Below are 24062 nucleotides of genomic sequence, written 5' to 3'. Positions count from 1 at the left end.
TTCCTTGGTGTTAACTAAATTTAGAAGAGAGCTGAGTAGGAAATTATATCCAGTTTTTGATAAACTACCTCCTTAAGTGGTTGCTGCAACTAGAAAAATGTTCAGAGCATATATGGCTTAGTTATGAGTAGTATTCCCAATTAATGACTTTGGGCGATCTAATTAGAAAACTTGGTTCACCACTTCACTCAAATTTATCTCTTGAGATGCAACTCTATTTGCCCTTTTTAGCTTTGAAATAAACTACTTAGGATTTGTAAGACTGAAGAATTAGTTAAGGTTAAATACAACAAGTCAAATTTAGAGAGCCCAGAGAGCTGCCTATGTGCAGAGTACAGCTAAACCGATAGACTACAGTGATGGGTTAAATCTATGCTCTGGCGATTCGTTACCATCATGATGAACGAATCCTGTTGGAATGTATCCATACCGTTGTATAGATTGTGCTCAGATACATCGTGGAGATTAATGAATGACAAATGGAGTTGCCTCTCAGCAAGCCGTCGGGGCATTAGAGACATCTGGCTTGCCAGGGAATCTTTCAATTGCTGATGCCATGATCAAGGCTGGCCGGGTCACTTTGGTGAGCTATATCAAGGGTGGTAGTGCTCGATTCGCGATTTGTTTTAGGGGTGATGTCTCCGAAGTCAAGCGGGCGATGGATGCCGGGATTGCTGTAATTGAAAAGACCTATGGAGCCGTACTCCACACCTGGGTGATTATCCCTCGTCCTCATCCTAATGTAGAGAGAGTTTTGCCGATTGGTTACCCACCAGAAGTAGAAGAGTATCGTCAGCAAGCGAATGAAGGGAAATAGCCCTTTGCTTGCAACAATCCGTAAGTCCTAACAGCTATCGCATTGATTAGCTGTAAGCATTGTAATTTTCTCAGATCCTTAAGCAATGACACGATTAGCCCTCTTAAGTACATCGGATAGGACTGGTTTGATTGAATTAGCGCAGCAGCTAATTGATAGTTATGGTTTTACTCTGGTTAGTAGTGGAGGGACTGCGGCAACCTTAGAAAAAGCAGGATTGCCTGTAACTAAGGTGTCAGACTATACTGGGTCCCCGGAAATTTTAGGTGGACGAGTCAAGACCCTCCATCCTCGCATTCATGGTGGGATTCTAGCCCGTCGTAGTTTAGAGTCTGATGTACAGGATCTAACTGAGAACAATATCCAGGGGATTGATTTAGTGGTTGTGAACCTCTATCCCTTTGAAGAAACCATTGCGAAACAAAAAGCTCAGGGAATTACTGATCTAGACCAGGCATTGGCAGATGCAGTCGAACAAATCGATATCGGTGGACCAACAATGATTCGGGCTGCTGCTAAGAACCATGCCCATGTGACGGTGTTATGTGACCCCCAGCAGTATGCGTCTTATTTGCAAGAATTGAAGCAAGGGGAAGGAGAGACGTCGCTGCCCTTTCGACAGGCCTGCGCCCTTAAGGTGTTTGAGCGAATGGCGAGTTATGACCATGCGATCGCAACCCACCTCCGACAATCCATTTCTACTGCAGATTCACAAACCCAGCTCTCCATCACAGGTACAGCGAAACAAACCCTTCGCTATGGCGAAAATCCCCACCAAAATGCCGTTTGGTATCAAGAAAGCGATACGCCTTCAGGCTGGGCCGCCTCTCAACAGCTCCAGGGCAAAGAACTCAGCTACAACAACCTGGTCGACTTAGAAGCAGCTCGACGCATAATCGCTGAGTTTGCCGGGGCTGAAACCCAGCCCACGGTCGCGATTCTCAAGCACAACAACCCTTGCGGCGTTGCCCAGGGGGAAAACCTGCTTCAAGCCTATGAGAAAGCCCTAGCCGCTGATTCAGTTTCTGCTTTTGGCGGTATCGTTGCTATGAATCGTGCCATTGATACCGATACGGCCCAGGTGCTCACCAAAACCTTCCTGGAATGTATTGTGGCTCCTGAGTGTCAGCCTGAAGCTGCGGCTACACTCCAGGCTAAGTCTAACTTACGGGTGTTGGTGCTGCCGGATTTGGTCAGTGGTCCTGCGGTTACGGTAAAAGCGATCTCAGGCGGTTGGCTCGCCCAAGCTGCCGATGAAACCTTAACGCCTCCTGCGGATTGGCAGATTGTCACTCAAGGGAAACCCACTGAAGCCCAGTTAGCCGAGCTTCTGTTTGCATGGAAAGTGGTTAAGCATGTCAAATCCAATGCCATTGTGGTGACCAAAGACCACACCACGTTAGGCGTTGGTGCAGGCCAAATGAACCGAGTAGGCTCGGTTAATATCGCTCTGCAGCAAGCAGGAGATCAAGCCCAAGGCGGAACCCTAGCCAGCGATGGGTTCTTCCCCTTTGATGATTCGGTACGAACGGCAGCCGCCGCAGGAATTACAGCCATTATTCAGCCAGGCGGTAGCATTCGCGACAAAGATTCCATTCAAGCCGCCGATGAACTGGGAATTGCGATGGCCTTTACGGGTACTCGCCACTTTCTCCATTAAAGATGCTTTTATCTTCAGCTTAGACAGGCTGTAGCGTCTTAGAAGACTGAGTGCGCAGACCTACTTTTTGGAAGCGAATTGGTTTGCTGGGTCCCAAGGTTGCTCCCCGGCGACTCGGTTGAACAGGCTGGTTGGTCAGCAACTCAAAATTGCACTGGGTCAATAAAGTTCCAAGGACAATCTTCATTTCATATTGAGCTAAGGCATATCCCACACAGCGCCGGACACCGCCCCCAAAAGGCATAAACTCGTAGGGCGTAAACTGTCTTTCAAGGAAACGCTCGGGGCGGAACTGTTGAGGATTAGGGTACAAATCTTCTCGCTGATGTACAAGATAGATACAGCCCATCACTAACATCCCGGGCTCTAGTTGATAGCCACATAACTCCATAGGTTCTTCAACCCGCCGGGGAAATGTCAGCATAGCCACAGAATGGATACGCAAGGTTTCATTGCAAACGGCTGTCAGATAAGGCAGTTGAGCAAATGTTTCTGGGGTCGGGGTAGCGTTTGAATCCAGTTCTTCCAGCAACTTCTGCTTTACGTCTGGCAAGAAATGGGTCCAGTACATAGCCCACGTTAATGCTGTCGCAGTTGTTTCATGACCCGCGACCAGTAAGGTCATCAACTCATCTCGCAAATCTTGATCGCTGAGCCCATTCCCTTCTTCATCTTTAGCGGCTAGGAGCATGGAGAGAATGTCGACGCGATCTGGATCAGGATTGGCACGTCGTTCTTCGATTTCGGCAAACAACAGTTCATCAGTTTTTGCCGCTATTTTCTGAGTCCGATGACCAATACTCCAAGGCCCCCAATCTTTTTGGAGCCAAGGCAAGAAAAAAACAGCAGAGGTCAAAGGGGAATTAGTCATCTCCAAGCGTTCACCTAGAAGGCGTTCCAGTTGAGAATAGCGTTCTCCTTGATAGAGTCCAAATACAGCTTCCAGAATGACCCGCATGGTTATTTTCTGCATCAGCTTACGAATATTCTTGATCTCCTGGGTGGCCCACTCCGCCATCAGATCCGTAGTGATTGTTTGAATAATTTGACCAAACGCCTTGAGCCGCTCTCCGTGAAAAGGCGGCATCACCAATTGACGGCGGTTCTGATGCTGGCGGCCACTCATCATAACCAGATTTTGCTGGCCCAGTAATGGCTCCAATATTTTATTCACATCGCCTGGTGACGTAAATTTCCCGCCCGTGTCATGGGTGAGAATATATTGAATCGCTTTAGGTTCATTCACCAGGATTAAAGGATCCATTCCATCCCAGGTCACGTATCCCCTAAACATGTCGCCATAGCGCTTGAAATTGGTGTTCATATATCCAACTGGATTGAAAATCCATTGCATGGTTTGGAACAGGGCTGGAGTTGTAGGCAAGGCAGGAGTGCTCATAGTTTTGATGCTGATGGAATAAGTTGATAACCATAGGCTCCATTCTATCAAGGCCAAATTATTGCCCTGAAAGAGTATTGCTAGCCAATTTTGACTGAGCGGATTGAAATTGCACGTATAGTAGTGAAGTTGAGCAGATACCCGTCACAATCATGAAAATTTCCGGCACTTTTTTGGATGAGATCACCCACGATATTCCATCCAATAACTGGGGACGAACAGAATGGGCCGAAGATTTTCGCATTATGAAGTCTATTGGTATTGATACGGTGATTATGATTCGGGCAGGTGTGGGTCGAATTGCGGTCTGTCCTTCGCAGGTCCTCTCTGAGCAAGCAGATATTTTCCCCGTCTATGAAGATTTAGTGGACTTGTTTCTAGACCTAGCTGAAGAGAATGAGATGGCCTTTTTCTTTGGCACCTATGATTCTGCCACCCGGCCTTCTCGAGAGCGGACACTAGAGCAGGAAGTGCAACTAGGCAAAGATTTCATTGATGAAATTTGGCAGAACTATGGACATCGGCAAGCATTTAAGGGCTGGTATCTCACGTTTGAACTGGGCAAGATGGAGAAACATCGGGTTGAATGCTTAAGACAGTTAGGAGCCCACTGCAAAGGACTATCCCCGCATTTGCCCAATATGATTTCGCCCTATTTACATGGCCGAAAACTGGTGGATGATCCGATTTCGTTAGAGCAGCATTGTGAAGACTGGAATGAAATTCTAGGAGTACTGGCAGGAGCCGTTGATATTGTTGCCTTTCAGGATGGACAGGTGGATTACGATGATTTACCAGATTTCCTGCGGGCGAACCGTGAACTGATTGCTAAGCATGGGATGCAGGCTTGGTCCAATGTGGAAAGCTTTGATCGGGATGTTCCGTTTGATTTTCCACCCTTAGATTGGCGGAAGCTGTGGTGGAAGATGCAGGCTGCAGAGCAATCTGGCGTTGAGAAGCTGATTACGTTTGAGTTTTCTCATTTTATAAGCCCAAACTCTTGCTGGCCTGCGGCGAAGCATCTCTTTAATCGCTACTGCGATCATCTCAGGAAAACGGGCGAATTGAATTGAGCCTTCAAGAAGATGTAGTGATGTGGGGCAAAGGGTAAGCCATGAGAGGCATTGAAGAGATAAGGTGCGATCGCAAACCGCTACACAACTCGTTTAAATCACGTTGAAAATCTAAACTGGGAAAAGGTTCTCGTTCAATTCAGTCGAGACACGATACGTCTCCTCCCGCTCCCCACCGCTTTCAAGCTTGAAGCTCCCTATGTTTTATCGGTTGACCTCTACTGCTTTGCTGCTACTCAGCGGAATACAGGTACTGGTTTACTACAGCCCGCTAAAGTTTCGTTGGCCGCTCGCTGTTCTTGTTGAGCTGTGGCCCTATGGGGGGATGCTTCCATTCTTGAGTTTTGTCTGGGTTGTGGCAATCTCTCGGCTGCGGCGACAGCCGATTCGCGTGAGTCTGGCAACATTATTGCTGATTTTAATTTGGACCCCTGTCCTCAATTGGGTGGGGTTGCCTCCGCTCGGAGCTTCCCCTACAGGTTTACGGGTGATGGCCTACAATCTGTGGATCGATAACCCAAATATTGAAGCTATCGAGCAATCCATTCTGGGAGAGGCTCCAGATATCCTCTTCCTTTCAGAAGTGAGTAAACCGATGATGGCGGAGCTGCAAGCTCGGCTTGACTTTCCCCATAGCTATCGAACAAGTGGGAGCAACAATGCCCTGTTTAGCCGATACCCCATCCTTGATGCCACCACCACAGACTTCGGTGTCAAAACCAAAGGCCGCACCTTTAGCCTTATGGCTCAACTTCAGGTTAAGGATGACCCAGTGACGGTGATTGGAGTTCACCCACCTGTGCCCATCTTTCAGACCCTTTTTCATATCCGCAATCAGCAACTGGATTCCTTTGCCAAAGTCAGCGAATCGATTGCAGGGAAAGTAATTGTCTTAGGAGATTTCAATGCTACGCCCTGGTCCCCCCATTTTCAGCGTTTCGAACGAATTAGCCAACTTCAAAATGTAGGCCATCGCCAATGGATTTGGGCCACTTGGTACTTCAATCAAACCCTCTCCACCCGATATATCAAAATCCCCCTGGATCATATTGAAACACGAGGTTTTAAGGTTCAAAAAACATGGACTGGGCAAACCGGAGGCTCCGATCATAAACCGATTATTACGGTTCTAAAACCAGCCTAAGCGTTCTGGAGATGCTAGGCACTCAGCATTATCGACAACATTGGTGACTACTCCGTTGGGGCTCCCAAAATTTCGCTCAATCCCCGAACCAATCGATCTAACCCTGCCGCCAGTGTAGCTGCATCCAAAGCCCCGTATGCAATCCGCAGATAACAGCCCAACTCCATGCCAAACGCACTACCCGGAATCACCGCTACCCCATACTTACGAATCAACTGTTCCACTACATCTCGATCTGATAGGTCAGTATCGACCTGAATCAGCACATAAAACGCCCCAGAACTTTCAGGAACAACCAATCGCTTCACTGGCAAAAGCGCCTTCTGCACTAGCGCACGCTTTTCTGCCAGCGACCCCAAATGCTGATGACAATAATCGCGCCCCACTTGCAATGCCCCAACCGCCGCATACTGAGACACCACAGGTGGGCAAATTAACACCGTATCCTGAATTTTCTGAATCGCCTCTAGTAGATGTGTGGGAATCACCATATAGCCAATTCGCCAACTGGCAAATCCATAGGCCTTGGAGAGGGTAAACAGGGAAATCGTATGGGTTTGGTCGGGGTCAAATCGCCCTGGCGAGATATGATCCACTCCATCATAGGTGAAGTACTCATAGGCTTCATCACTAATGTGATAGAGGTTGCGATCGCAACAGAGCTGATTGACCGCCTGCAAATCCGCTGCCGAATACACGGCTCCCGAGGGATTATTAGGGGAAACCGTCACAATTGCCCGGGTCCGTTCCGTAATCGCCGCTTCTATTTGATCGAGCTGGAGTTGGTATCGTTGATCTGTGGGGACACAGACAGGTCGACCATTGGCGAGCCGAATCGCCATTTCATGGTTGAAGTAATAGGGCGTTTGTAGAATCACTTCATCCCCTGGATCAAGGATGGCGAGAACTGCATTTATAAACGCCATATTGCCCCCTGCCGTCACCATAATTTGGTCCCGGCTGGCAAAGGGCAATTGGTTTTCGGCCTGTAGCTTTTGTGCGATCGCATCAATCAAAGGCGGAATCCCCTGCACCGATTGGTAGAGATGCACCCCAGGATGTTGGTGAAAGGTCGCCAACTGCGCCAAAGCTTCTGGGGGAGGACCATAGGAAACAACCCCCTGCCCAAGGGACAAGGTGCCTGGATATTGGCGAATCAGATCGCCAATAATCGGGATAATCGGAGCCTGAACCGCTTCGACGCGGGCCGATGGCCTGGACATTAGACCGCAACCGCGCAGTACTGCTCCAGAATTGTGTAGCATTCCGCCACCGATTTACGGTGGGTCATGGCTTGGACCAAGGCTTCGTAGGCATCCCAATTGGAACGAAGCATCTGTCGTGCCCGATTTCCGGCCTGCCGTTCATGAACCTTCGTGTTCATATTCAGTCGATTTAAAGTTCGGCGGAGCTGGCGCAAATCATCTTTACCCCCTTCCACCGCTTCGTAAACCAGGGCTTCCGCGACGCCACCCGCCATCCAAACCGTGCAATAGCGTTCTACCTGTGCCGCAGTAGCCTTGTCCGAGAAATTGGCGGGGGTTTCCACGCACACGCCTCCTTGGCCTTCCTGTCCCTGCTGAAGGGCTTCCCAAGCCGTAAGGGTATAGCCCGTAATCGGCAGGTCCAATAAATAAGCCGTTAAAAAATGTCCGGATTCATGGTGAATCACCCGCTGGCAATACTGAGGAGACAGCCGAGCAAACCCATCGAGAAACAGCGTCATCCCTTTACCCTGAAACCCGAAGGTATCGGCCACCACGAACGCCAGCACCATAGCAGCAAAGGCAAATGGAATTTCAGGGGCAATGTTCAGTATCGGTCCTACCAGAATCGAACCACTGAGGAGGGCAACGAAAAGTGCGATCGCATTAAGAGGGGTTTGATTCATCAGGATTAGGATTTCAAATTGCGGGCATTGTAGAACGTCTCCAAGCTATCGCTGTCACCGACATAGCGCCAATGCCAAGGTTCATAGCTGACCCCTTGGGCGTTCCCTTTTGGGAAGGATAACTCAAAGCTATAGCGGGGTGCATTTTTTTGCAGCCAGTTGAAGGCCCGTGTTTCTTCAAAGGTGACCTCCAGATGGGTATTGGTTTTCGTGGCATCACCAATATCTATGGCATACCCCGTATGATGTTCACTCCGTCCGGGGGGAGCGCTGACTTTGGCCCGCTGTTGTGCCCCTTGGACCCGTTCTTCCTTCACCCGAAAGAACAGATAATCTTGATCGTCTACGGTCCGAAAGCCAGATAAGGGCTGAAGCTTCACCCCGTCTGCCGCAGCTGCCGCCGACATTTGCTTATAGGCTTGAGCCGCCGCGGTCCGCATCCGAATCTGACCATCTGCCGTGATGTCCTCTAATTCTTCCTCAGGAGCGACTTTATAGGAGAAATGTCCCAAGGTCGTATCGGGGGTTTTATCTGCTTCAGACTCTCCCGTTGGTGGAGCAGTTGCAGTAGGCTCAGTTTCTACCTTGCTTTGAGACGGTTCCGTTTTGGGAAACACAACGATAAACAAGCCAGCAGCAACCAATAATCCGATGCCACCGCTAATCCATAGGAAGGGATTGCCTTGAGCAGGGGCAGATTTCGTCTTAGGAACGCTTTGCCGACGGGCCTCTGGAATATCGTCGTACATAAGGACTTAAGCAAGGGGGACAGTATTTCAATATTATTTCCTAAGGGACTAATCTTAAAGACCTGCGGTGAAAACAAATCTGCGATCGCACTCAGGAGATCTGTTTTAGTCTTCCTATCATAAAGTCCTTCAACCCCATCCTGCCAATCCTATAAGTTGCCCCAAACTTCTCTAGCAGTGGGTGTAAATTTCCTAGGGGCATGGAAGCGCTAGAGGATATCGAAGCCAACGGTTGCCCAAAAACCACAAGTAAGGGCAAAAGGTAGTAAAACGATTAAAAATTCCACCCAAAACGGACAAACCTCAGCTTGAACTTTGCGACTAATTGTTGTTGACAAACTGATAGGAGAAATAGCCCGCGATAACAAGTAAATGATAGATATAGGTATTAATACAGCAAAAAGCACTAATCTTTTATAAAGATGCCAGCTTATTTCGCTAGATGTACTGATATAAATAATATTACCAGTGATAGATGAGTCAGGTTCACCATAGAGGGTTGAGTAAAGCATCACAGTCGAGGCAAAAAGGATGCTCATACAAACTCGAAAGAGCCGTATTCTTCGATTTAGCCCAATTAACTCTTTTTCTGATAGATGATTGATTGCGTATTCTATCGTCTTAGCAACTGGCTCAAGAGCGGTCTCTTCACTTTGCTTCTCTTCCACCAGCATTCTTTATCCTGTCGATTTTGTGGGGAAAATTTTTAGATTTTTATTCTAGCAAGTGAATTATGGTGTAACCAGTCCGCAGATAGGAGCTTTATTGAGGTTTTTATAAAGATAATACCTGTTTTTAACTCTTTTTTAAGATTTTTGGCTTTTAAAAGAGATCTAAGGTCAATCTATTCGCTATTTCGCTAATGTGTCTAAATATTATGAGAGGATGCGATCGCTTATTACTCTGAACCGTTAGAAACTGTATCGTTACCTGATTATTGGGAAGTATGGCAATCTCCTGCTCTAAAAAAGTTTGGTTCAGTCCTGGCAGATTGAAACCGAGGTCTCCGTTGGCTATCTTCCTCAAAAGCTGTGGGTTGGTCTTAGGGCTGATGGTGGCTGGTCGTGGTAGTGCGATCGCAACACCAAATGACCTCCAATCGCTAGATCGAGGCCACAGAATCCTGATCCAAAGGGGGTTGCAACTCAACGCGTTGGTCTTTGGCTTCACAACGGAAGGACGAGAAAACGATCCTGAACTTTGGCAAAATTGGGCCGCGAGCAACTTTACCACCCTCGATATAGGGTTTCAGGCGTTGCCACCCCTCAACACGGTTGCCGGTAGCCAGCAATGGGCGACCTGGCGCGGAACACCCAAAAATCCGGCCCAAAGCCTACCAGATCGTCTGTTTCAATCGGGGCAAATCAAAAATCTCGTCAGTTGGCAATATAAAGACGAACAAGATATTGGCCAAGAAAGCGAGCTCCAAGAACTCGAAACCTGGATCAAACATTACCGACCGTTACTTCCCAACACTCTCCTTTATACCAATCAGCATGGCGATGAACGCTTTGGCGGCTATGGCAGTATCAGTGACCTCAATATCCAGCGCTATATGCGGCGCATCCAGCCTGATTTACTCATGCAAGATACCTATCCCTATGGAATTTGGAACGATTTAGGCAACTTCGGTGGACGTCCCGCCCAACTGTACTACGCCATGATGCGCTATCGTCGATTCGCCTTGGCAGGTAACGACGGAACAGGCCGTCAGCCTATCCCCTATGGACTGTGGACTCAAACCTTCAAAGGGACGGCCACAGGTGTGGGCTCCTGGCGCCGCTTTCCCTCTGAGTCAGAGCTGCGCCAGCAGCAATTTACAGCCCTAACGCTAGGATTCAAGCTAATCAGTGCCTTTACCTACAATAGCTTCAGTGATACAGGAGGACAGTTAGACGCCCCCTTCTTCAAGCAACCCTTTGGCAAAGAACCCACACCCACTTTCCAACAGATCGCCGAAATTAATCGGCAAAGCCTTAATTTAGGGTCCACCCTGGTGCGCTTACTCAGTACGGATGTCCGCATTGTGCCCAGACCGCCTGCCCTAGCAGATTTAATTGCCCCCGATATTCCTCGTTGGGATACCCAGGCCGATCCATATATGACTCGATTGGAGGCCCAAAATCTAGGAAAGTTGTATAGGGGCCGCCGGGGAGATGTATTGGTCGGATATTTTAAGCCCTTGTTAGAAAGCTTTGATGGTCCAGCCACCAACCAACACTACTTTATGCTCACCAATGGTTTGGCGGGCAAACGGCATTCGGTTGCCCAAACACGCCAAAAACTCACCGTTGAGTTTGCCTTTGGCGAGAGCGGGATTACAGGGCTACAGCGCCTCAATCGCCTGACGGGCCAGGTCGAGGCTATTCAAGCGGGATGGACAGAAGAAGTCGCCCCAGGGCTGGTGTCTAAGTTCGAAGCAGTGAGCGATCGCACATACCGGCTGACGCTGATCCTCGATGGTGGCACAGGCGATTTATTTAAGTTTGATACAGGCGCACCCTTTGTCGGTCAACTCCCCCAGGCTCAAACGGATGCCTAGGGAGGGGCGTGTTTACTCTGGATCAACCCAACGACCATCCGCCTTGATCAAATTAATCAACTCTTCAACACCTTCGGTCTCTGGGACTTTCTTGACCTCTTCCCGCCCCCGATAAAGGGAAATATAGCCCGGCTGTTTACCGACGTAGCCGTAATCAGCATCTGCCATTTCACCGGGGCCATTAACGATACAGCCCATGACCGCAATATCGAGACCCGTGAGATGATTCGTCGCAGCCCGGACCTGCTGCAGCACGTCTTCCAAGTTAAACAGGGTGCGACCGCAGGAGGGGCATGCTACATATTCCACCATCGTCTTGCGGAGTCCCAAAGCTTGGAGGATGCTATAGCAAACTGGAATCTCCTTTTCTGGAGATTCGGTCAGGGACACCCGGAGGGTATCGCCAATGCCATCTGCTAACAGAGTGGCAATTCCAGCCGTTGACTTAATGCGGCCATATTCACCATCTCCAGCTTCCGTTACACCTAAATGCAGGGGATAATCCATGCCCAGCTCATCCATGCGCTTTGCCATCAGACGGTAGGCGGCCAACATCACGGGCACCCGAGACGCTTTCATAGAAATAACGAGATTGTTGAAATCCAGAGATTGACAGATGCGAATAAACTCCAGGGCCGACTCCACCATGCCCTCAGGCGTATCCCCATAGGTGAACAGCATCCGTTCGGCTAGGGAGCCATGATTGACCCCAATCCGCATCGCCTTATTTTGATCTCTCAGAGAGACCACTAAGGGCTCCAGGGTTTCCCGAATTTTATCGCCGATATCATCAAACTCGGATTGTGAAAATTCCGTGCGATCATCCTTTGCCTTTTCAAACACATACAGGCCCGGATTAATCCGCACCTTATCGACATGCTTGGCTACCTCTAGGGCAATTTTCATGCCGTTATGGTGAACATCGGCAACCAGGGGGACTGTCTGGTAAGTTGCCGTGAGCTTCTCTTTGATGGTCGCCAAAGCCTTGGCATGGGCCATGCTAGGTACCGTCACCCGCACAATTTCACAGCCCAACTCATGCAGACGACGAATGGCAGCAACAGAGCCGTCAATATCTAGGGTGTCTTCATTAATCATGGACTGGACCACCACGGGATGACCGCCCCCAATCACCACATCCCCAACGGCAACCGGGCGAGTTTTGCGTCGAATAATCGAAGTCGCGACGGGGGTGGACTGCTCGCCAGTTTCTTTGACAGGGGTTGATAAAGTCTGCATGGTGAAGAGGTTAAGACCACGATAAGGAAACGTAAGGAGCAGTACCGCTCCACCCCCTAGCTTGCCATAGATCGTGGCCTATTCGTGAGCAATAAAAGTCGCCTCCCTCCCCCCAGTCTGGATAGGCAGCAGATTTTTAGTCATTTACTTCAGCGTGGAGAACAGACCTATTCCACTGCGGTTGAACCCTCGGCACAGATGATGGTCGATCCCTTCAGTTGAGGGGTGCCGGGAGGGGTTTTGGTGGGTTCATTGGATTTGCAAATAGAGGAAACGGGAATACTGGCTTCCTTGGCATATACCGCGCCTGTATAGCTAAAGATGCCGTTCTGTTTTGCGATCGCAGCCACAATGGCCTTACTCTCATTCGCCTCCAACACTTGCAGTTGGTATTCACCCGTGTCTTTCGGTAAATCAGATTTTAGGGCCTGCAAATTGGTGGTGAATCGTCCGGTGACTAATTTCTCCGCCTGCTGCGATCTGAGAATGCTACCTAAATAAGTTTTGCCCGTATCTTGTTTAGCAACAGTCCCCTTTTTTTGAACTTCCTTTTCTACTTTACTCACCACTTTTTTGTCTGTTTTGGAGAGCTTAACTTTGGGAGCGGGGGACAGTTTAGCCTTGGGTGGCGGGGAAACGGGCTTTTCAGCCTTCGGCGGTGCTGGAGTAGTCGGCTTTTTGGCCATAGCAGGTTTCGGAGATGTCTGAGGAGAGGGGGAGTCCAGTGAACGCTCCGGTACCGGAGAATTTGCATTTGTTTTCGGAGGTTGTGGCGGAGTTTCAGACCCTGAGCAGCTGATCAGCAAACTACTCGCAATCCCACACAGCCAATATCTTCTTAGCCAAGCCATAGTCCAAAAATTAATCATTGATCGTTTCTCTTTGTTGATTCTTCCCCAAACGAACAGCGGAAGGTACAAGAGTTGAGATAGCTGAGATTGGTCAACCCATGACGCTAAAGCCCTAACAGAAGGATCTTAAGGATCTTATTTCCTCAAAAAACTATTTTGAGTTTTTATAACTTGTAACAACTAACACTTTTTCTATTCAGGATTTCCTCAAGGATAAAAGTGACCTGACTCATTTTCTAAATCAGCAATTGCTGAGCGTCTAGCTTTCAATTTTCCAATTTTTGACAGAGATGACTTCTCCCTAACGGCCAACCCAAGCTTACTTGGCAAGGAGAAATGAGCGGCCTTTCATCATGACTTCATCTACTTTCCCCGTCACCTATTCAACCTTAGCCTGTGATGCTTTAGTGTCTAGGGTTCTGCCTTATTTCCAGCTTGCGGATGTCATCGACTGCAAGCTATGGCATCGGGGTTTGAGCGATGTGTATTTGGTGGAAACAGCCACCCGGCTCTTTGTGCTTCGGGTCTCTCACGCCCATTGGCGAACGAAATCAGAGATTGATTTTGAGTTGGAATTGCTCATTTTTCTGCAACAGCGAGAGATTCCCGTGGCCCGTCCTTTGCGGACCATGGATGGGCAACTGTCCATCGAAATTGAAGCCCCTGAAGGTAAGCGCTATGCAGCCCTCTTTGACTTTGCACCAGGGCAAGTTCCCCTAGGCGATTTAAGCAGCTCCCAAGGTCAAAAATTAGGGGAAACGATCGGACGTCTTCATCAAGTTGCGACGGACTTCCACAGTCGGGCTTATCGACAGCCCTTGACCCTCGACTATCTATTGGATGATTCCTTAGAAGCGATCGCACCCTTCTTACAGGATCGCCCTCAAGATCATGAATATCTGATCGATATTATTTCCGAGGTGAAGAAAAAGTTGCAGGACATGCCCAAAGATCCCCCCTTTTGGAGTGTGTGTTGGGGCGATCCCCATAGCGGCAATGTTCACTTTACGGATGATAATCAAGTCACCCTGTTTGACTTTGACCAATGTGGTCACGGTTGGCGAGCCTTTGAACTCGCAAAATTTCTCCACGTTTCAGCCCGCACCGGCATGCAAAAGCAGGTTCGCAACGCTTTTCTAGAGGGCTATAAATCCGTACAAACCGTCACCACTCAAGAAGAAGACTCGATTCAGCCTTTTTCCCAGGCAGCTCATATTTGGCAATGGTCCATTGGTCTCAAGTCTGCCAAAGTTCATGACAATTGCCGTCTAGACAATAGCTATTTTAATCAGCGCATTCAGCAACTCAAAATGCTGTCTTCCCCAGAGTGGGAGCTGTTCTAACCCACTTTAATAATCTTGCGATCCACGGCCTTGATATAGCTCCGGCAATTGGGACAGCGTTTCAGGGTTGGGGGGACAGACTGGACAAACCCACATTTGGGGCAAGGTCCCCGAGCAACCGACCATTGTAGAAAAACGCCTAACCCCGATAACGCCACCCATAGAGGAATAACGGACCATAACCACGGCCTAGGGAACTGTGGAACAAGCACCAAAACCACGCCAATCCCGAGGGTCATCACTGTGGACCATCCGACTCCGCCCACGATGCGCATTGAATTCGTAAAATCTTGACTGTCAATCGCGGAATCTGAATCTGCAGAGGGAGAGGTAGGGCGCTTAGCCATATTTAGTGACGATTAAATTCTAGTGGCTTTTGAATCATACCTTGTCTGAGCAGTGGCTTCAGGCCCGCTGAACGACAGCGCCTTGTCTATCCACAGTCAAAATTTGCGTTGCTACAGTAATACCGGACGGATGCCATTGGTTTTGGATATTGTGTGCGATCTCATCTGCCGAATCACGACTCCCCAATGCCAACAGGGTTGGCCCTGCTCCACTGATCACCAAACCATAGGCCCCAGCTTCCAAGGCAGCTTGGTAAGCGTCCCTATATCCAGGAATGAGCTTTAGCCGATAGGGCTGGTGCAATTTGTCTTCTAGTGCGGTTTTAAGTAGGGTCGGCTCCCCCTGCTCTAGACCTTTTAGCAAAAAGCCGAGATGGGCCATATTGAAAATCGCATCGCCGTACCCACAAGTTTCGGGTAACGCATTGCGGGCTAGATCCGTCTTTAGCTCAAAATCGGGAATCGCAACGATAGGTACGACCGCTGGGGACCAATCGATTGAACAGATTTGCCATTTGCCACTGGCCTTGGCAGCCAGACAGCAGCCTCCTAACATAGCGGGGACGACATTATCGGGATGCCCTTCCAGTTCGATGGCCAACTGTAGTAACTCAGATGAGTCTAAAGGCTGATTCACCAGTTTATTGGCTCCGATTAGACCCGCAACAATGGCTGTGGCTGAACTACCTAACCCTCTCGCCTGGGGAATATCTAAATGGATATCGATTTTGATTGCGGGAGGCGTTTGACCTAGATGATGATATGTTGCTGCAAACGCCCGATAAACCAGATTTTGATCATCCATCGGCAGTTTTTCCGCCCCCTGTCCCGTGGCTTGAATGGTGGGAGATTCTGAATGCTCGGAAAGCAGCGTAAATTGGAAGCGATTGTGGAGGGAGAGAGCAGCGCCCAAACAGTCGAAACCTGGCCCAATATTGGCGGTTGTCGCGGGAACCTGAATCGTTAATGTTGGAGTATTCGACATGGGTGGGAAGCACCGAGAAGGTGTAAAAGATGCACAAGGGCTTAAGAAAAGGATTTTCTGTCAGCTTGTAAGCTAGGCTATTCAGTAGCCTCTTACAAAACGGTACTGGAACCGAGAAATAGAGTCTAGTTTTTCTCGCCGGTCTAAAATCTTGTCTTTAGCCTTCTTGATAAACGCAGAGCGTTTGACAATTCATTGCCCTGTTCCCCATGTCCTAACCCTGGTTGATGTGGCTTGATCACTATTCGCCTAAAAGTTGGGATTCTGCCCAGACCATTGGGGCAGCACAGGCTTGTCCTGTCCATCAAAGGCGATTAGAGAATGGATTAACCGTTTTACACCAATACATTCCCTCAGTTCCCGTGGTCGCCGTTGATATTTGGGTGAAGGCAGGGGTGACGTCAGAACCTGAAGCTGCGCCGGGTTTAGCGCATGTTTTAGAGCACATGATTTTCAAGGGAACTGAAACGGTTGCCCCCCAACAACTGGACCGCCTGCTAGAGCGACAAGGCGGCATCGTCAATGCGGCTACGGGTTATGACTACGCGCATTACTACATTGTCACCCTAGCCGATCAGTTGGAAGTCTGCTTTGCAACATTTGTGAACCTCCTCATCCATGCAGCGGTTCCTGAAGCAGAGTTTCGGCAGGAACTGGACGTCATCTGTGCCGAAATTGATCAAGCCTATGACAATCCCGACTGGGTAGTCTATCAATCTGCTCGTCAACTGTTATTCCCCCACCATCCTTATGGCCGCCCCGTAATTGGTTTGGCAGAACTTCCTCCCCTGCTGTCTGCCGCCCATACCCGAGATTTTCACCATCAGTGCTATCAGCCGGACAATATGACGATCGTTCTGGTGGGCGATCTACCCCATGAACAAGCCATTGATTTGGTCCAGAAGCATTGTGATTGGCCTCAAGTCCTTTTGGGTCGAGAACCACTGTCCTTCAGTCCCCTGATGCCTTTGGGCCAACGTAGTTGCCATGCGATGGAAACCCCTGGCATTGACCAAGCGCGGTTGACCATGGCTTGGTTAGGACCTGACGTAAGTGCGCCTGCGCAGGGATATGGATTAGATTTACTGTCGGTGCTACTGACTGGCGGACGAACCTCCCGATTGGTGGCCGATTTATTGGAACAACGGGGTTGGGCTCATGATGTTCATAGTGAATTCTTCCTTCAGCGAGAAGGGGGCTGTTTCACCATCTCCGTTTGGTTAGATCCTAAGTATTTGGAGGTGGTGGAAACGTTGATTCGAGAGCATATCTATCAGCTAGGAGAAACCTGTATCCCTGAGGCAGAACTGCATCGGTGCCAACAGTTGGTGGTCAATGACTTTACGTTTGGCACGGAAATGGTTAACCAGTTGGCCGGATTATACGGGTATTACAGTATATTGGGCGAATTGGAACAAGCCTTAGCTTATCCCCAGTTGATTCAGGCCCTTGAACCTCAACATCTGCAGAATCTGGTTCAACTGTACCTATCCCCAAACAACTACGCCATCACGACATTGCAACCTTGCTCCCTGTAAACTGCTCTGAATGCTGCCTCTTCCCTCTCCTCTGATCTCGGTTCCTGTTACGTCCGGTCTGCTTTGCCAAAAATTTAAGTTAGCCAATGGGCTGGTGGTTTTAGTGACAGAAAACCCCATTGCCGATATCATTGCGGCTCGCATCTTTGTCGGGGCTGGCAGTATCCGCGAACCTGAAAACCAGGCTGGAATAGCTTATCTGACGGCGGCAACTCTAACCAAAGGCACGCATCGATTCTCTTCTGCAGAAATTGCGGAGCAGGTGGAATCAGTGGGAGCCAGTTTAGGAGTAGAACGGGCGTCGGACTATTTTTTACTGAGCCTGAAAACTGTTTCTGAGGACTTCTTGGATATCTTGACCCTCGCGGCTGAGTTACTTCGAACTCCTTCTTTCCCAGAGCCGGAAGTGGAGTTGGAAAAGCGGTTGGCTCTACAGTCCATTCGTTCGCAGCAAGAGCAGACCTTTACCTTAGCGCTAAAAGGGTTGCGGCAGTCTCTTTTCCCGCTAGGGCATCCCTATAACCAAACAGGACCCGGCGATCCTGATCAGATTGCTCAACTTCAATCCACCGATCTTCACCAGTATCATCAGACCTATTTTCGGCCTGACAATATGGTGATTAGCCTATCGGGCAATTTGACGCCAACTGAGGCTGTAGAGTATTGCCAACAGGTGTTTGGAGATTGGTCTGCACCTGAGCAGGAATTACTGCCACCACAAGCTTTACAGCAAGTGGTGAAATCCCCTTTAGTCAATGAATCCAATCTTTCAGTCACCCCTCAACCCACCCAGCAGAGTATTGTCATGTTGGGCCATCTAGCCCCTTCCGTGCAGGAGCCGGACTATGCAGCGCTGAAGTTGCTGTACACCTATCTGTGCAATGGCCTGTCTAGCCGTTTGTTTGTGGAACTGCGAGAAAAGCAGGGTCTGGCCTATGAAGTCTCGGGGTTCTATCCCACTCGTCTCGGGCCTTCGCATTTTGTCGTGTATCTGGGAACTGCTGCGGAGAATACTGCGATCTCACTGACGAAACTCCAAGCTGAAATCGATCGCCTTCGTCAGCAGCCGCTCCCTGATGAGGAACTGGCAACAGCCAAAAGTAAACTCCTCGGTCAATATGTTTTGGGTAAGCAAAGTAATGCCCAACTCGCCCACCTAATGGGCTGGTACGAAGCGTTGGGATTAGGCATCCACTACGATCAAACCTTCCCTAAGCAGATTGAATGTTTGAAGGCTGAAACCGTTTACCAAGCCGCTTGTCAGCACCTGTATCACTCCCATATTTCCCTAGTCGGTTCAGAAGCTGCGATGCAGCCGTGGTTGAAGCTTTCCTAATCGGCCTCTACTTTCTCTAAATATTGACTACTCAGTAAATACGCACCATTCGCCATGCGCACACTCCAGTAATCACCAGGTTCTCGGCTGAGAACCATGCCTTCTTCGCCCACACGAATCACATCCGGGGGCCGCAACATAGGCATCGGTTCTGCCGTTTTGACATAGGGGGGGAGGGAGACGATCCGAATGCGATCGCCAACATCAATGGAGTCAGACATGGTTTAAGGACAATTTCCTGAATGCAAACGGTCAATCAAAATCAGAAATTGACCCTTAGATTAAGACTATCCCGAATTCTAAGGTAAGCCGATACAATCGAGAAGCACTTTTACCCCAGTCCAAAGGACGTTACCGATGCCTGCTGAGTCTTCCAAGCTGCTTGATGGCAAACGGCTGGCCCTGCAAATTCAGGAAGAACTGACCACCCAAATCCAAACCCTACAAGCAGAGATAGGGCGTCCGCCAGGATTGGCAGTGCTGATGGTGGGAGATAACCCAGCTAGTGCAGCCTATGTCCGCAATAAAGAACGAGCCTGTGAACGGGTTGGAATTGCGTCTTTTGGTCACCATTTCCCGACAGAGGTCACTTTTGATGAGGTGAAGCAAACCATCCATAACTTAAATGCTAATCCTGAAGTTGATGGCATTCTAGTGCAGTTGCCCTTACCTCCTCACTTAGACGCTACCGCCTTACTTTACGAAATTGATCCAGACAAAGATGTCGATGGACTGCATCCGCTGAATTTGGGACGTCTGGTCCGGGGCGAACCTGGGTTGCGGAGCTGTACTCCCGCTGGGGTCATGCGATTATTGGCTGCCTATGATGTTGAGTTGCAAGGCAAGCATGCCGTTGTCATTGGTCGCAGTATTTTGGTGGGTAAACCTGTATCTCTAATGCTGCTCGCCGCCAATGCCACGGTGACGATGGCCCATTCTCGCACTCCTGACTTGGCTGCTGTGACGCGTACGGCAGACATATTGGTCACTGCAGTGGGGCAGCCAGGACTGATTACAGCAGAGATGGTCAAACCGGGGGCTGTGGTGATTGATGTAGGGATTAACCGCAAAGAAGTTGAAGGGAAGGCCTGCTTGGTTGGAGATGTGGATTTTGCCTCCGTTCAGCCCCATAGTTCATTGATCACGCCTGTCCCTGGGGGTGTGGGTCCGATGACTGTATCTTTGCTTTTGGGGAATACGGTGTGGAGTTATAAGCAACGGCGCAAAGCATCATACAATAGTTGAACTGGCCTGATGGTTGAGATCGCACCGAATCACTGCTGTCGACAACTCAAGGGCTTTTTGCCCGACTTAGGGTGACCATGCCATCGTCAAAGATCATGAAGGATCACCAGGATGATATCCGCTGAAAACCCTCAGAAAACTTCCTTGGCTCAAGATTTGTCTAATTCAACCCCCGCCAACTTTAACCTTGTAGACTATCTCTCTCAGCGGCAAAAACTGGTAGAGGCTGCCCTAGATGCCTCCATTCCCGTGGTCTATCCCGAAAAAATTTATGAGGCCATGCGATATTCTCTGATGGCGGGAGGAAAACGGCTGCGCCCCATTTTATGTCTGGCGGCTTGTGAGTTGGCTGGCGGCACCCTAGAGATGGCAATGCCGACAGCTTGTGCCTTAGAAATGATCCACACCATGTCCCTAATTCATGACGATTTGCCCGCCATGGATAACGACGATTTCCGACGAGGCAAGCCCACCAACCATAAGAAATATGGGGAAGACATCGCTATTCTGGCCGGTGATGGGCTGTTGGCCTATGCCTACGAGCATGTGGCGATTCAGACCCAGCAAGTCCCAAGCGAGCAAGTCTTGAAAGTCGTTGCTCGCTTGGGTCATGCGGTGGCTGCTACAGGCTTAGTGGGGGGTCAAGTGGTCGATTTAGAGTCAGAAGGTGCAGAAGATGTCACCCTGTCAACCTTGAATTTTATTCATGCCCATAAAACGGGGGCATTGCTGGAAGCATCGGTTTTATCGGGAGCTGAGCTGGCAGGGGCGGATCAAGACCTCTTGAACCGATGCTCTAAATATGCCCGCAATATTGGTCTGGCCTTCCAAATTATTGATGATGTATTGGATGTGACGGCCACCAGCGAGAAACTGGGTAAAACCGCCGGTAAAGATGTGGCGGCCCAGAAAGCGACCTATCCCAGTCTCTGGGGCATTCCAGAATCAAAGCGACAGGCCCAACATTTAATTGAAGAAGCGAAAGCCGAGTTAGCGATCTATGGAGCGCAGTCAGCCCCATTACAGGCGCTAGCTGATTTCATTACGTCTCGTCAATCCTAGATTTTGTCAATGCTCTCCTGGTCTGAGTTTCGACGATAAATATGCAGGATTTTGGCAATATTCTCAACAACCAGGTCTTGCTGGTTTCTCTGGCGGCGAGTTTGATTGCTCAAGGCCTCAAGATCATTATTGACTGTATCCAAAACGGCAAAATTAATTTCCGGGTGTTGGTGGAAACGGGAGGAATGCCCAGTTCCCACTCCGCCTCGGTGACGACCCTGGCCACCTGCGTGGGACAAGTCCAAGGATGGGATAGTACTGAGTTTGCGATCGCAACTGTCTTTGCCATCATCGTCATGTACGATGCCGCTGGTGTGCGCCAGGCAGCGGGTAAGCAAGCCAAGGTCCTCAATCAAATTGTGGATGAAATGTTTCAAGAGCATCCCGAATTCAATGAAGATCGCCTCAAAGAACTCTTGGGCCATACCCCGGTGCAAGTGATTGTTGGTTCAATTCTGGGAGTTGCGATTGCCATACTGCTCGGCCCGGCTGGTTTGCTCCTTTAACATTCTGACTTTGTAGGGGCCAGATCGTTGCGCATATATTCCAAGGCAGCGTTCACAAGATAGCTGGATCGATTACTGCCACTTTCGGCAACCTGGGTATCGCATTGTCAAACGTAGATTTGTTTGAAAAATTTTGAATCTATCTCTGAAAGATCATTAAGATTTAGGAAGAGACCTTAACCGATTTTAGGCTGCACCGATGGCACGGATTGTTCTGATTGCAGGATTTGAATCCTTTAATATCGACTTATATATCAGAGCTGCCGAGCTGGCACAAGCTCGCTGTCCAGGTTTGGAGGTTCGGATCTTTAGCGATCGCGACATTAATTCTGACCCTGATGCTGTCACCGTCGCCTTGCAAGGAGCAGATGTCTTCTTTAGCAGCTTAGTCTTTGACTACGATCAAGTGCTGTGGCTACGAGAGCGGGTGCAGGATATTCCCATTCGGTTGGTGTTTGAGTCGGCGCTAGAACTGATGAGCCTCACCCAACTGGGCAAGTTTGTGATTGGCGAGAAACCCAAAGGCATGCCCAAGCCCGTCAAATATATCCTGGATAAATTTGGCAGCGGTAAAGAAGAAGACAAACTAGCCGGGTATATCAGCTTTCTCAAAGTAGGTCCTAAACTGCTCAAGTATGTTCCCGGTAAAAAGGTCCAAGACTTACGGAACTGGCTGATTATCTATGGCTACTGGAATGCTGGGGGGCCTGAGAATGTCGCCGCCATGTGCTGGACCCTAGCCGAAAAATATCTCAACTTACCCCTCAACGCGGAAATTCCACCCCCCATTGAAACCCCTAATATTGGTCTGCTCCATCCAGACTATGAAGGGTATTTTGAATCTCCCCAGGACTATCTGGACTGGTACAAAATTAATCGGCTGCCCTTCCTTTGGAAAGCGGGAGCAACCTCCACAACTCAACATATCCACTTTGCCCAGACCCCCGTTGTGGGGATTCTGCTGTATCGCAAGCATGTCATCACCAAGCAGCCCTATATTCCCCAAATGATTCGTAAGTTTGAGGAAGCAGGGCTGATTCCTTTGCCCATTTTTATTAACGGGGTGGAAGGCCATGTGGCCGTACGGGATTTAATGACCACCCGCCACGAACAGGATCAACGCCAACAGGGCACCAAGGAAATTCTGTCTTTGTCTGATAAAGCAGCGGAGGTAGATGCGATTGTCTCGACAATTGGTTTCCCCCTCGTCGGCGGTCCCGCAGGATCCATGGAAGCGGGACGGCAAGTGGCGGTGGCCAAGCAGATTCTCAGCGCTAAGAATGTGCCTTACCTCGTGGCCGCTCCTCTGCTGATTCAGGATATTTATTCCTGGACTCGCCAAGGAATAGGTGGCCTGCAAAGTGTGGTGCTCTATGCCCTGCCGGAATTAGATGGGGCGATTGATACGATTCCCCTAGGTGGGCTGGTTGGTAATGACATTTATATCGTGCCTGAACGAGTTGATCGCCTCACCGGACGATTGAAGCAATGGATTGTCCTCCGTCAGAAACCAATGGCTGAGCGGAAGTTAGCCATTCTCCTCTATGGATTTCCACCGGGATACGGGGCGACTGGAACGGCTGCACTGTTGAATGTGCCGAAATCTCTCTTAAGCCTGCTCCGGTCTCTTCAAAACCAAGGTTACGACGTGGGGGATTTACCAGAGGATGGCGAAGAAATCGTCAACTGGGTGCGGGAAGCAGATAGCGGCTTAGTCGATCCGGCCCAGATGAATGGTCATGCCGGAACCACCTCCGTCAATGTTCGCCAGCTGGAACGGTGGCTGGGATATTTGCTAACCCATCGGATAGAAAAGCAGTGGGACTCCCTAACGGGAACAGGAATTAAAACCAATGGCGAGGAATTTAGCGTCGGCGGCATTCAGATGGGGAATGTCTGGATCGGGGTGCAGCCGCCGTTAGGTTTGTCGGGTGATCCGATGCGTTTAATGTTTGAGCGGGATCTGACCCCGCACCCCCAATACGCAGCCTTTTATAAATGGCTGCAAAATGGCTTCCAGGCCGATGGGGTGATTCATTTTGGCATGCACGGCACCGTGGAATGGCTGCCCGGAAGTCCCTTGGGGAATACAGGATACTCCTGGCCAGATGTGCTGTTGGGAAATATTCCTAACCTCTATATCTATGCGGCTAATAATCCTTCGGAGTCAATTTTGGCGAAGCGCCGAGGTTATGGCGTTTTGATCTCCCATAATGTTCCGCCCTATGGTCGAGCCGAACTCTACAAAGAGCTAGCTGCCTTACGCGATCTGATTCAGGAATACCGCGAAGACCCGGAAAAAAATGCGGTGTTGCGGGAGGCCATCTGCAAAAAG

General features: G+C 49.5%; 22 protein-coding genes. 12 read left to right on the top strand and 10 right to left on the bottom strand.

Features of this window, described 5'->3' with window-relative positions; genetic code table 11:
- Positions 1-472 precede the first annotated feature (472 nt).
- Together Q0991_RS07000 and purH are read left to right on the top strand one after the other, a co-directional pair.
- The gene (locus Q0991_RS07000) at positions 473-817 is read left to right on the top strand and encodes a carbon dioxide-concentrating mechanism protein CcmK (protein ID WP_299486761.1); all 345 of its coding nucleotides are present in this window, start codon (positions 473-475) and stop codon (positions 815-817) included.
- A gap of 85 nt (positions 818-902) precedes the next feature.
- Positions 903-2477, top strand: coding sequence for a bifunctional phosphoribosylaminoimidazolecarboxamide formyltransferase/IMP cyclohydrolase (gene purH, locus Q0991_RS06995; RefSeq protein ID WP_299486759.1), 1575 nt, complete (start codon positions 903-905; stop codon positions 2475-2477).
- A 19-nt stretch (positions 2478-2496) separates the two neighbouring features.
- Here purH and Q0991_RS06990 read toward each other — a convergent pair whose 3' ends face one another.
- Positions 2497-3876: a cytochrome P450 gene (locus Q0991_RS06990; RefSeq protein WP_299486757.1), complete on the bottom strand. Its 1380-nt coding sequence runs from the start codon at positions 3874-3876 to the stop codon at positions 2497-2499.
- 152 nt (positions 3877-4028) lie between these two features.
- Between Q0991_RS06990 and Q0991_RS06985 the strand changes: the two genes are divergently transcribed.
- Together Q0991_RS06985 and Q0991_RS06980 are read left to right on the top strand one after the other, a co-directional pair.
- A complete protein-coding gene (locus Q0991_RS06985) occupies positions 4029-4949 on the top strand; it encodes a DUF4434 domain-containing protein (protein ID WP_299486755.1) in 921 nt (306 codons plus the stop codon).
- A 199-nt stretch (positions 4950-5148) separates the two neighbouring features.
- Complete coding sequence (locus Q0991_RS06980; RefSeq protein ID WP_299486753.1) at positions 5149-6093, top strand: endonuclease/exonuclease/phosphatase family protein; 945 nt, start codon at positions 5149-5151, stop codon at positions 6091-6093.
- A gap of 47 nt (positions 6094-6140) precedes the next feature.
- On the opposite strand, the gene Q0991_RS06975 is transcribed toward Q0991_RS06980, so the two are convergent.
- The 4 genes from Q0991_RS06975 to Q0991_RS06960 form a co-directional block, all read right to left on the bottom strand.
- Positions 6141-7316: a pyridoxal phosphate-dependent aminotransferase gene (locus tag Q0991_RS06975; RefSeq protein WP_299486751.1), complete on the bottom strand. Its 1176-nt coding sequence runs from the start codon at positions 7314-7316 to the stop codon at positions 6141-6143.
- Positions 7316-7984, bottom strand: coding sequence for a hypothetical protein (locus Q0991_RS06970; RefSeq protein WP_299486749.1), 669 nt, complete (start codon positions 7982-7984; stop codon positions 7316-7318). The genes Q0991_RS06975 and Q0991_RS06970 overlap by 1 nt, the downstream gene beginning before the upstream one ends.
- 5 nt (positions 7985-7989) lie before the next feature.
- On the bottom strand, positions 7990-8733 hold the full coding sequence (locus tag Q0991_RS06965) for a M15 family metallopeptidase (protein ID WP_299486748.1): 744 nt from the start codon (positions 8731-8733) through the stop codon (positions 7990-7992).
- A 209-nt stretch (positions 8734-8942) separates the two neighbouring features.
- Complete coding sequence (locus Q0991_RS06960; RefSeq protein ID WP_299486746.1) at positions 8943-9407, bottom strand: hypothetical protein; 465 nt, start codon at positions 9405-9407, stop codon at positions 8943-8945.
- A gap of 335 nt (positions 9408-9742) precedes the next feature.
- Here Q0991_RS06960 and Q0991_RS06955 point away from each other — a divergent pair, with 335 nt between their 5' ends.
- On the top strand, positions 9743-11275 hold the full coding sequence (locus Q0991_RS06955) for a hypothetical protein (protein WP_299486744.1): 1533 nt from the start codon (positions 9743-9745) through the stop codon (positions 11273-11275).
- A gap of 12 nt (positions 11276-11287) precedes the next feature.
- Here the strand turns inward: Q0991_RS06955 and ispG are convergent, their stop codons facing one another.
- Both ispG and Q0991_RS06945 read right to left on the bottom strand, forming a co-directional pair.
- Positions 11288-12514: a (E)-4-hydroxy-3-methylbut-2-enyl-diphosphate synthase gene (gene ispG, locus Q0991_RS06950; RefSeq protein ID WP_299486742.1), complete on the bottom strand. Its 1227-nt coding sequence runs from the start codon at positions 12512-12514 to the stop codon at positions 11288-11290.
- A 167-nt stretch (positions 12515-12681) separates the two neighbouring features.
- Positions 12682-13200: a type IV pilin-like G/H family protein gene (locus Q0991_RS06945; RefSeq protein ID WP_299486740.1), complete on the bottom strand. Its 519-nt coding sequence runs from the start codon at positions 13198-13200 to the stop codon at positions 12682-12684.
- A 518-nt stretch (positions 13201-13718) separates the two neighbouring features.
- On the opposite strand from Q0991_RS06945, the gene Q0991_RS06940 reads away from it, so the two are divergent.
- Entirely contained in the window at positions 13719-14708 is a 990-nt protein-coding gene (locus Q0991_RS06940; RefSeq protein WP_299486738.1) for a phosphotransferase, read from the top strand.
- Here the strand turns inward: Q0991_RS06940 and Q0991_RS06935 are convergent.
- On the bottom strand, positions 14705-15055 hold the full coding sequence (locus Q0991_RS06935; protein WP_299486737.1) for a hypothetical protein: 351 nt from the start codon (positions 15053-15055) through the stop codon (positions 14705-14707). The genes Q0991_RS06940 and Q0991_RS06935 overlap by 4 nt on opposite strands.
- Before the next feature lie 58 nt (positions 15056-15113).
- Positions 15114-16040 (bottom strand): homoserine kinase, encoded by a 927-nt coding sequence (thrB, locus tag Q0991_RS06930; protein WP_299486736.1) that lies wholly within the window; start codon positions 16038-16040, stop codon positions 15114-15116.
- A gap of 227 nt (positions 16041-16267) precedes the next feature.
- Between thrB and Q0991_RS06925 the strand changes: the two genes are divergently transcribed.
- Together Q0991_RS06925 and Q0991_RS06920 are read left to right on the top strand one after the other, a co-directional pair.
- Positions 16268-17578 (top strand): pitrilysin family protein, encoded by a 1311-nt coding sequence (locus Q0991_RS06925; protein WP_299486735.1) that lies wholly within the window; start codon positions 16268-16270, stop codon positions 17576-17578.
- A gap of 10 nt (positions 17579-17588) precedes the next feature.
- Entirely contained in the window at positions 17589-18914 is a 1326-nt protein-coding gene (locus tag Q0991_RS06920) for a pitrilysin family protein (RefSeq protein ID WP_299486733.1), read from the top strand.
- Here the strand turns inward: Q0991_RS06920 and sipA are convergent.
- On the bottom strand, positions 18911-19135 hold the full coding sequence (gene sipA, locus Q0991_RS06915) for a regulatory protein SipA (protein ID WP_299486732.1): 225 nt from the start codon (positions 19133-19135) through the stop codon (positions 18911-18913). The two genes, Q0991_RS06920 and sipA, sit on opposite strands and share 4 nt — an antisense overlap.
- A gap of 136 nt (positions 19136-19271) precedes the next feature.
- On the opposite strand from sipA, the gene folD reads away from it, so the two are divergent.
- The 4 genes from folD to bchH all read left to right on the top strand — a co-directional run.
- Positions 19272-20159 (top strand): bifunctional methylenetetrahydrofolate dehydrogenase/methenyltetrahydrofolate cyclohydrolase FolD, encoded by an 888-nt coding sequence (folD, locus tag Q0991_RS06910; RefSeq protein ID WP_299486730.1) that lies wholly within the window; start codon positions 19272-19274, stop codon positions 20157-20159.
- Positions 20160-20270: 111 nt separating this feature from the next.
- Positions 20271-21221 (top strand): geranylgeranyl diphosphate synthase CrtE, encoded by a 951-nt coding sequence (gene crtE / locus Q0991_RS06905; RefSeq protein WP_299486729.1) that lies wholly within the window; start codon positions 20271-20273, stop codon positions 21219-21221.
- Between the two features lie 41 nt (positions 21222-21262).
- Entirely contained in the window at positions 21263-21727 is a 465-nt protein-coding gene (locus Q0991_RS06900) for a divergent PAP2 family protein (RefSeq protein WP_299486727.1), read from the top strand.
- A 199-nt stretch (positions 21728-21926) separates the two neighbouring features.
- Positions 21927-24062 (top strand): magnesium chelatase subunit H (bchH, locus tag Q0991_RS06895; protein ID WP_299486726.1); only part of this gene is annotated, 2136 nt, incomplete at its 3' end.

Source organism: Acaryochloris sp. IP29b_bin.137 (assembly GCF_028285745.1).
Classification (GTDB): Bacteria; Cyanobacteriota; Cyanobacteriia; order Thermosynechococcales; family Thermosynechococcaceae; genus Acaryochloris.
Note: the sequence above shows the minus strand (reverse complement) of the source record. Positions and strands in the feature narration are given on the sequence as shown.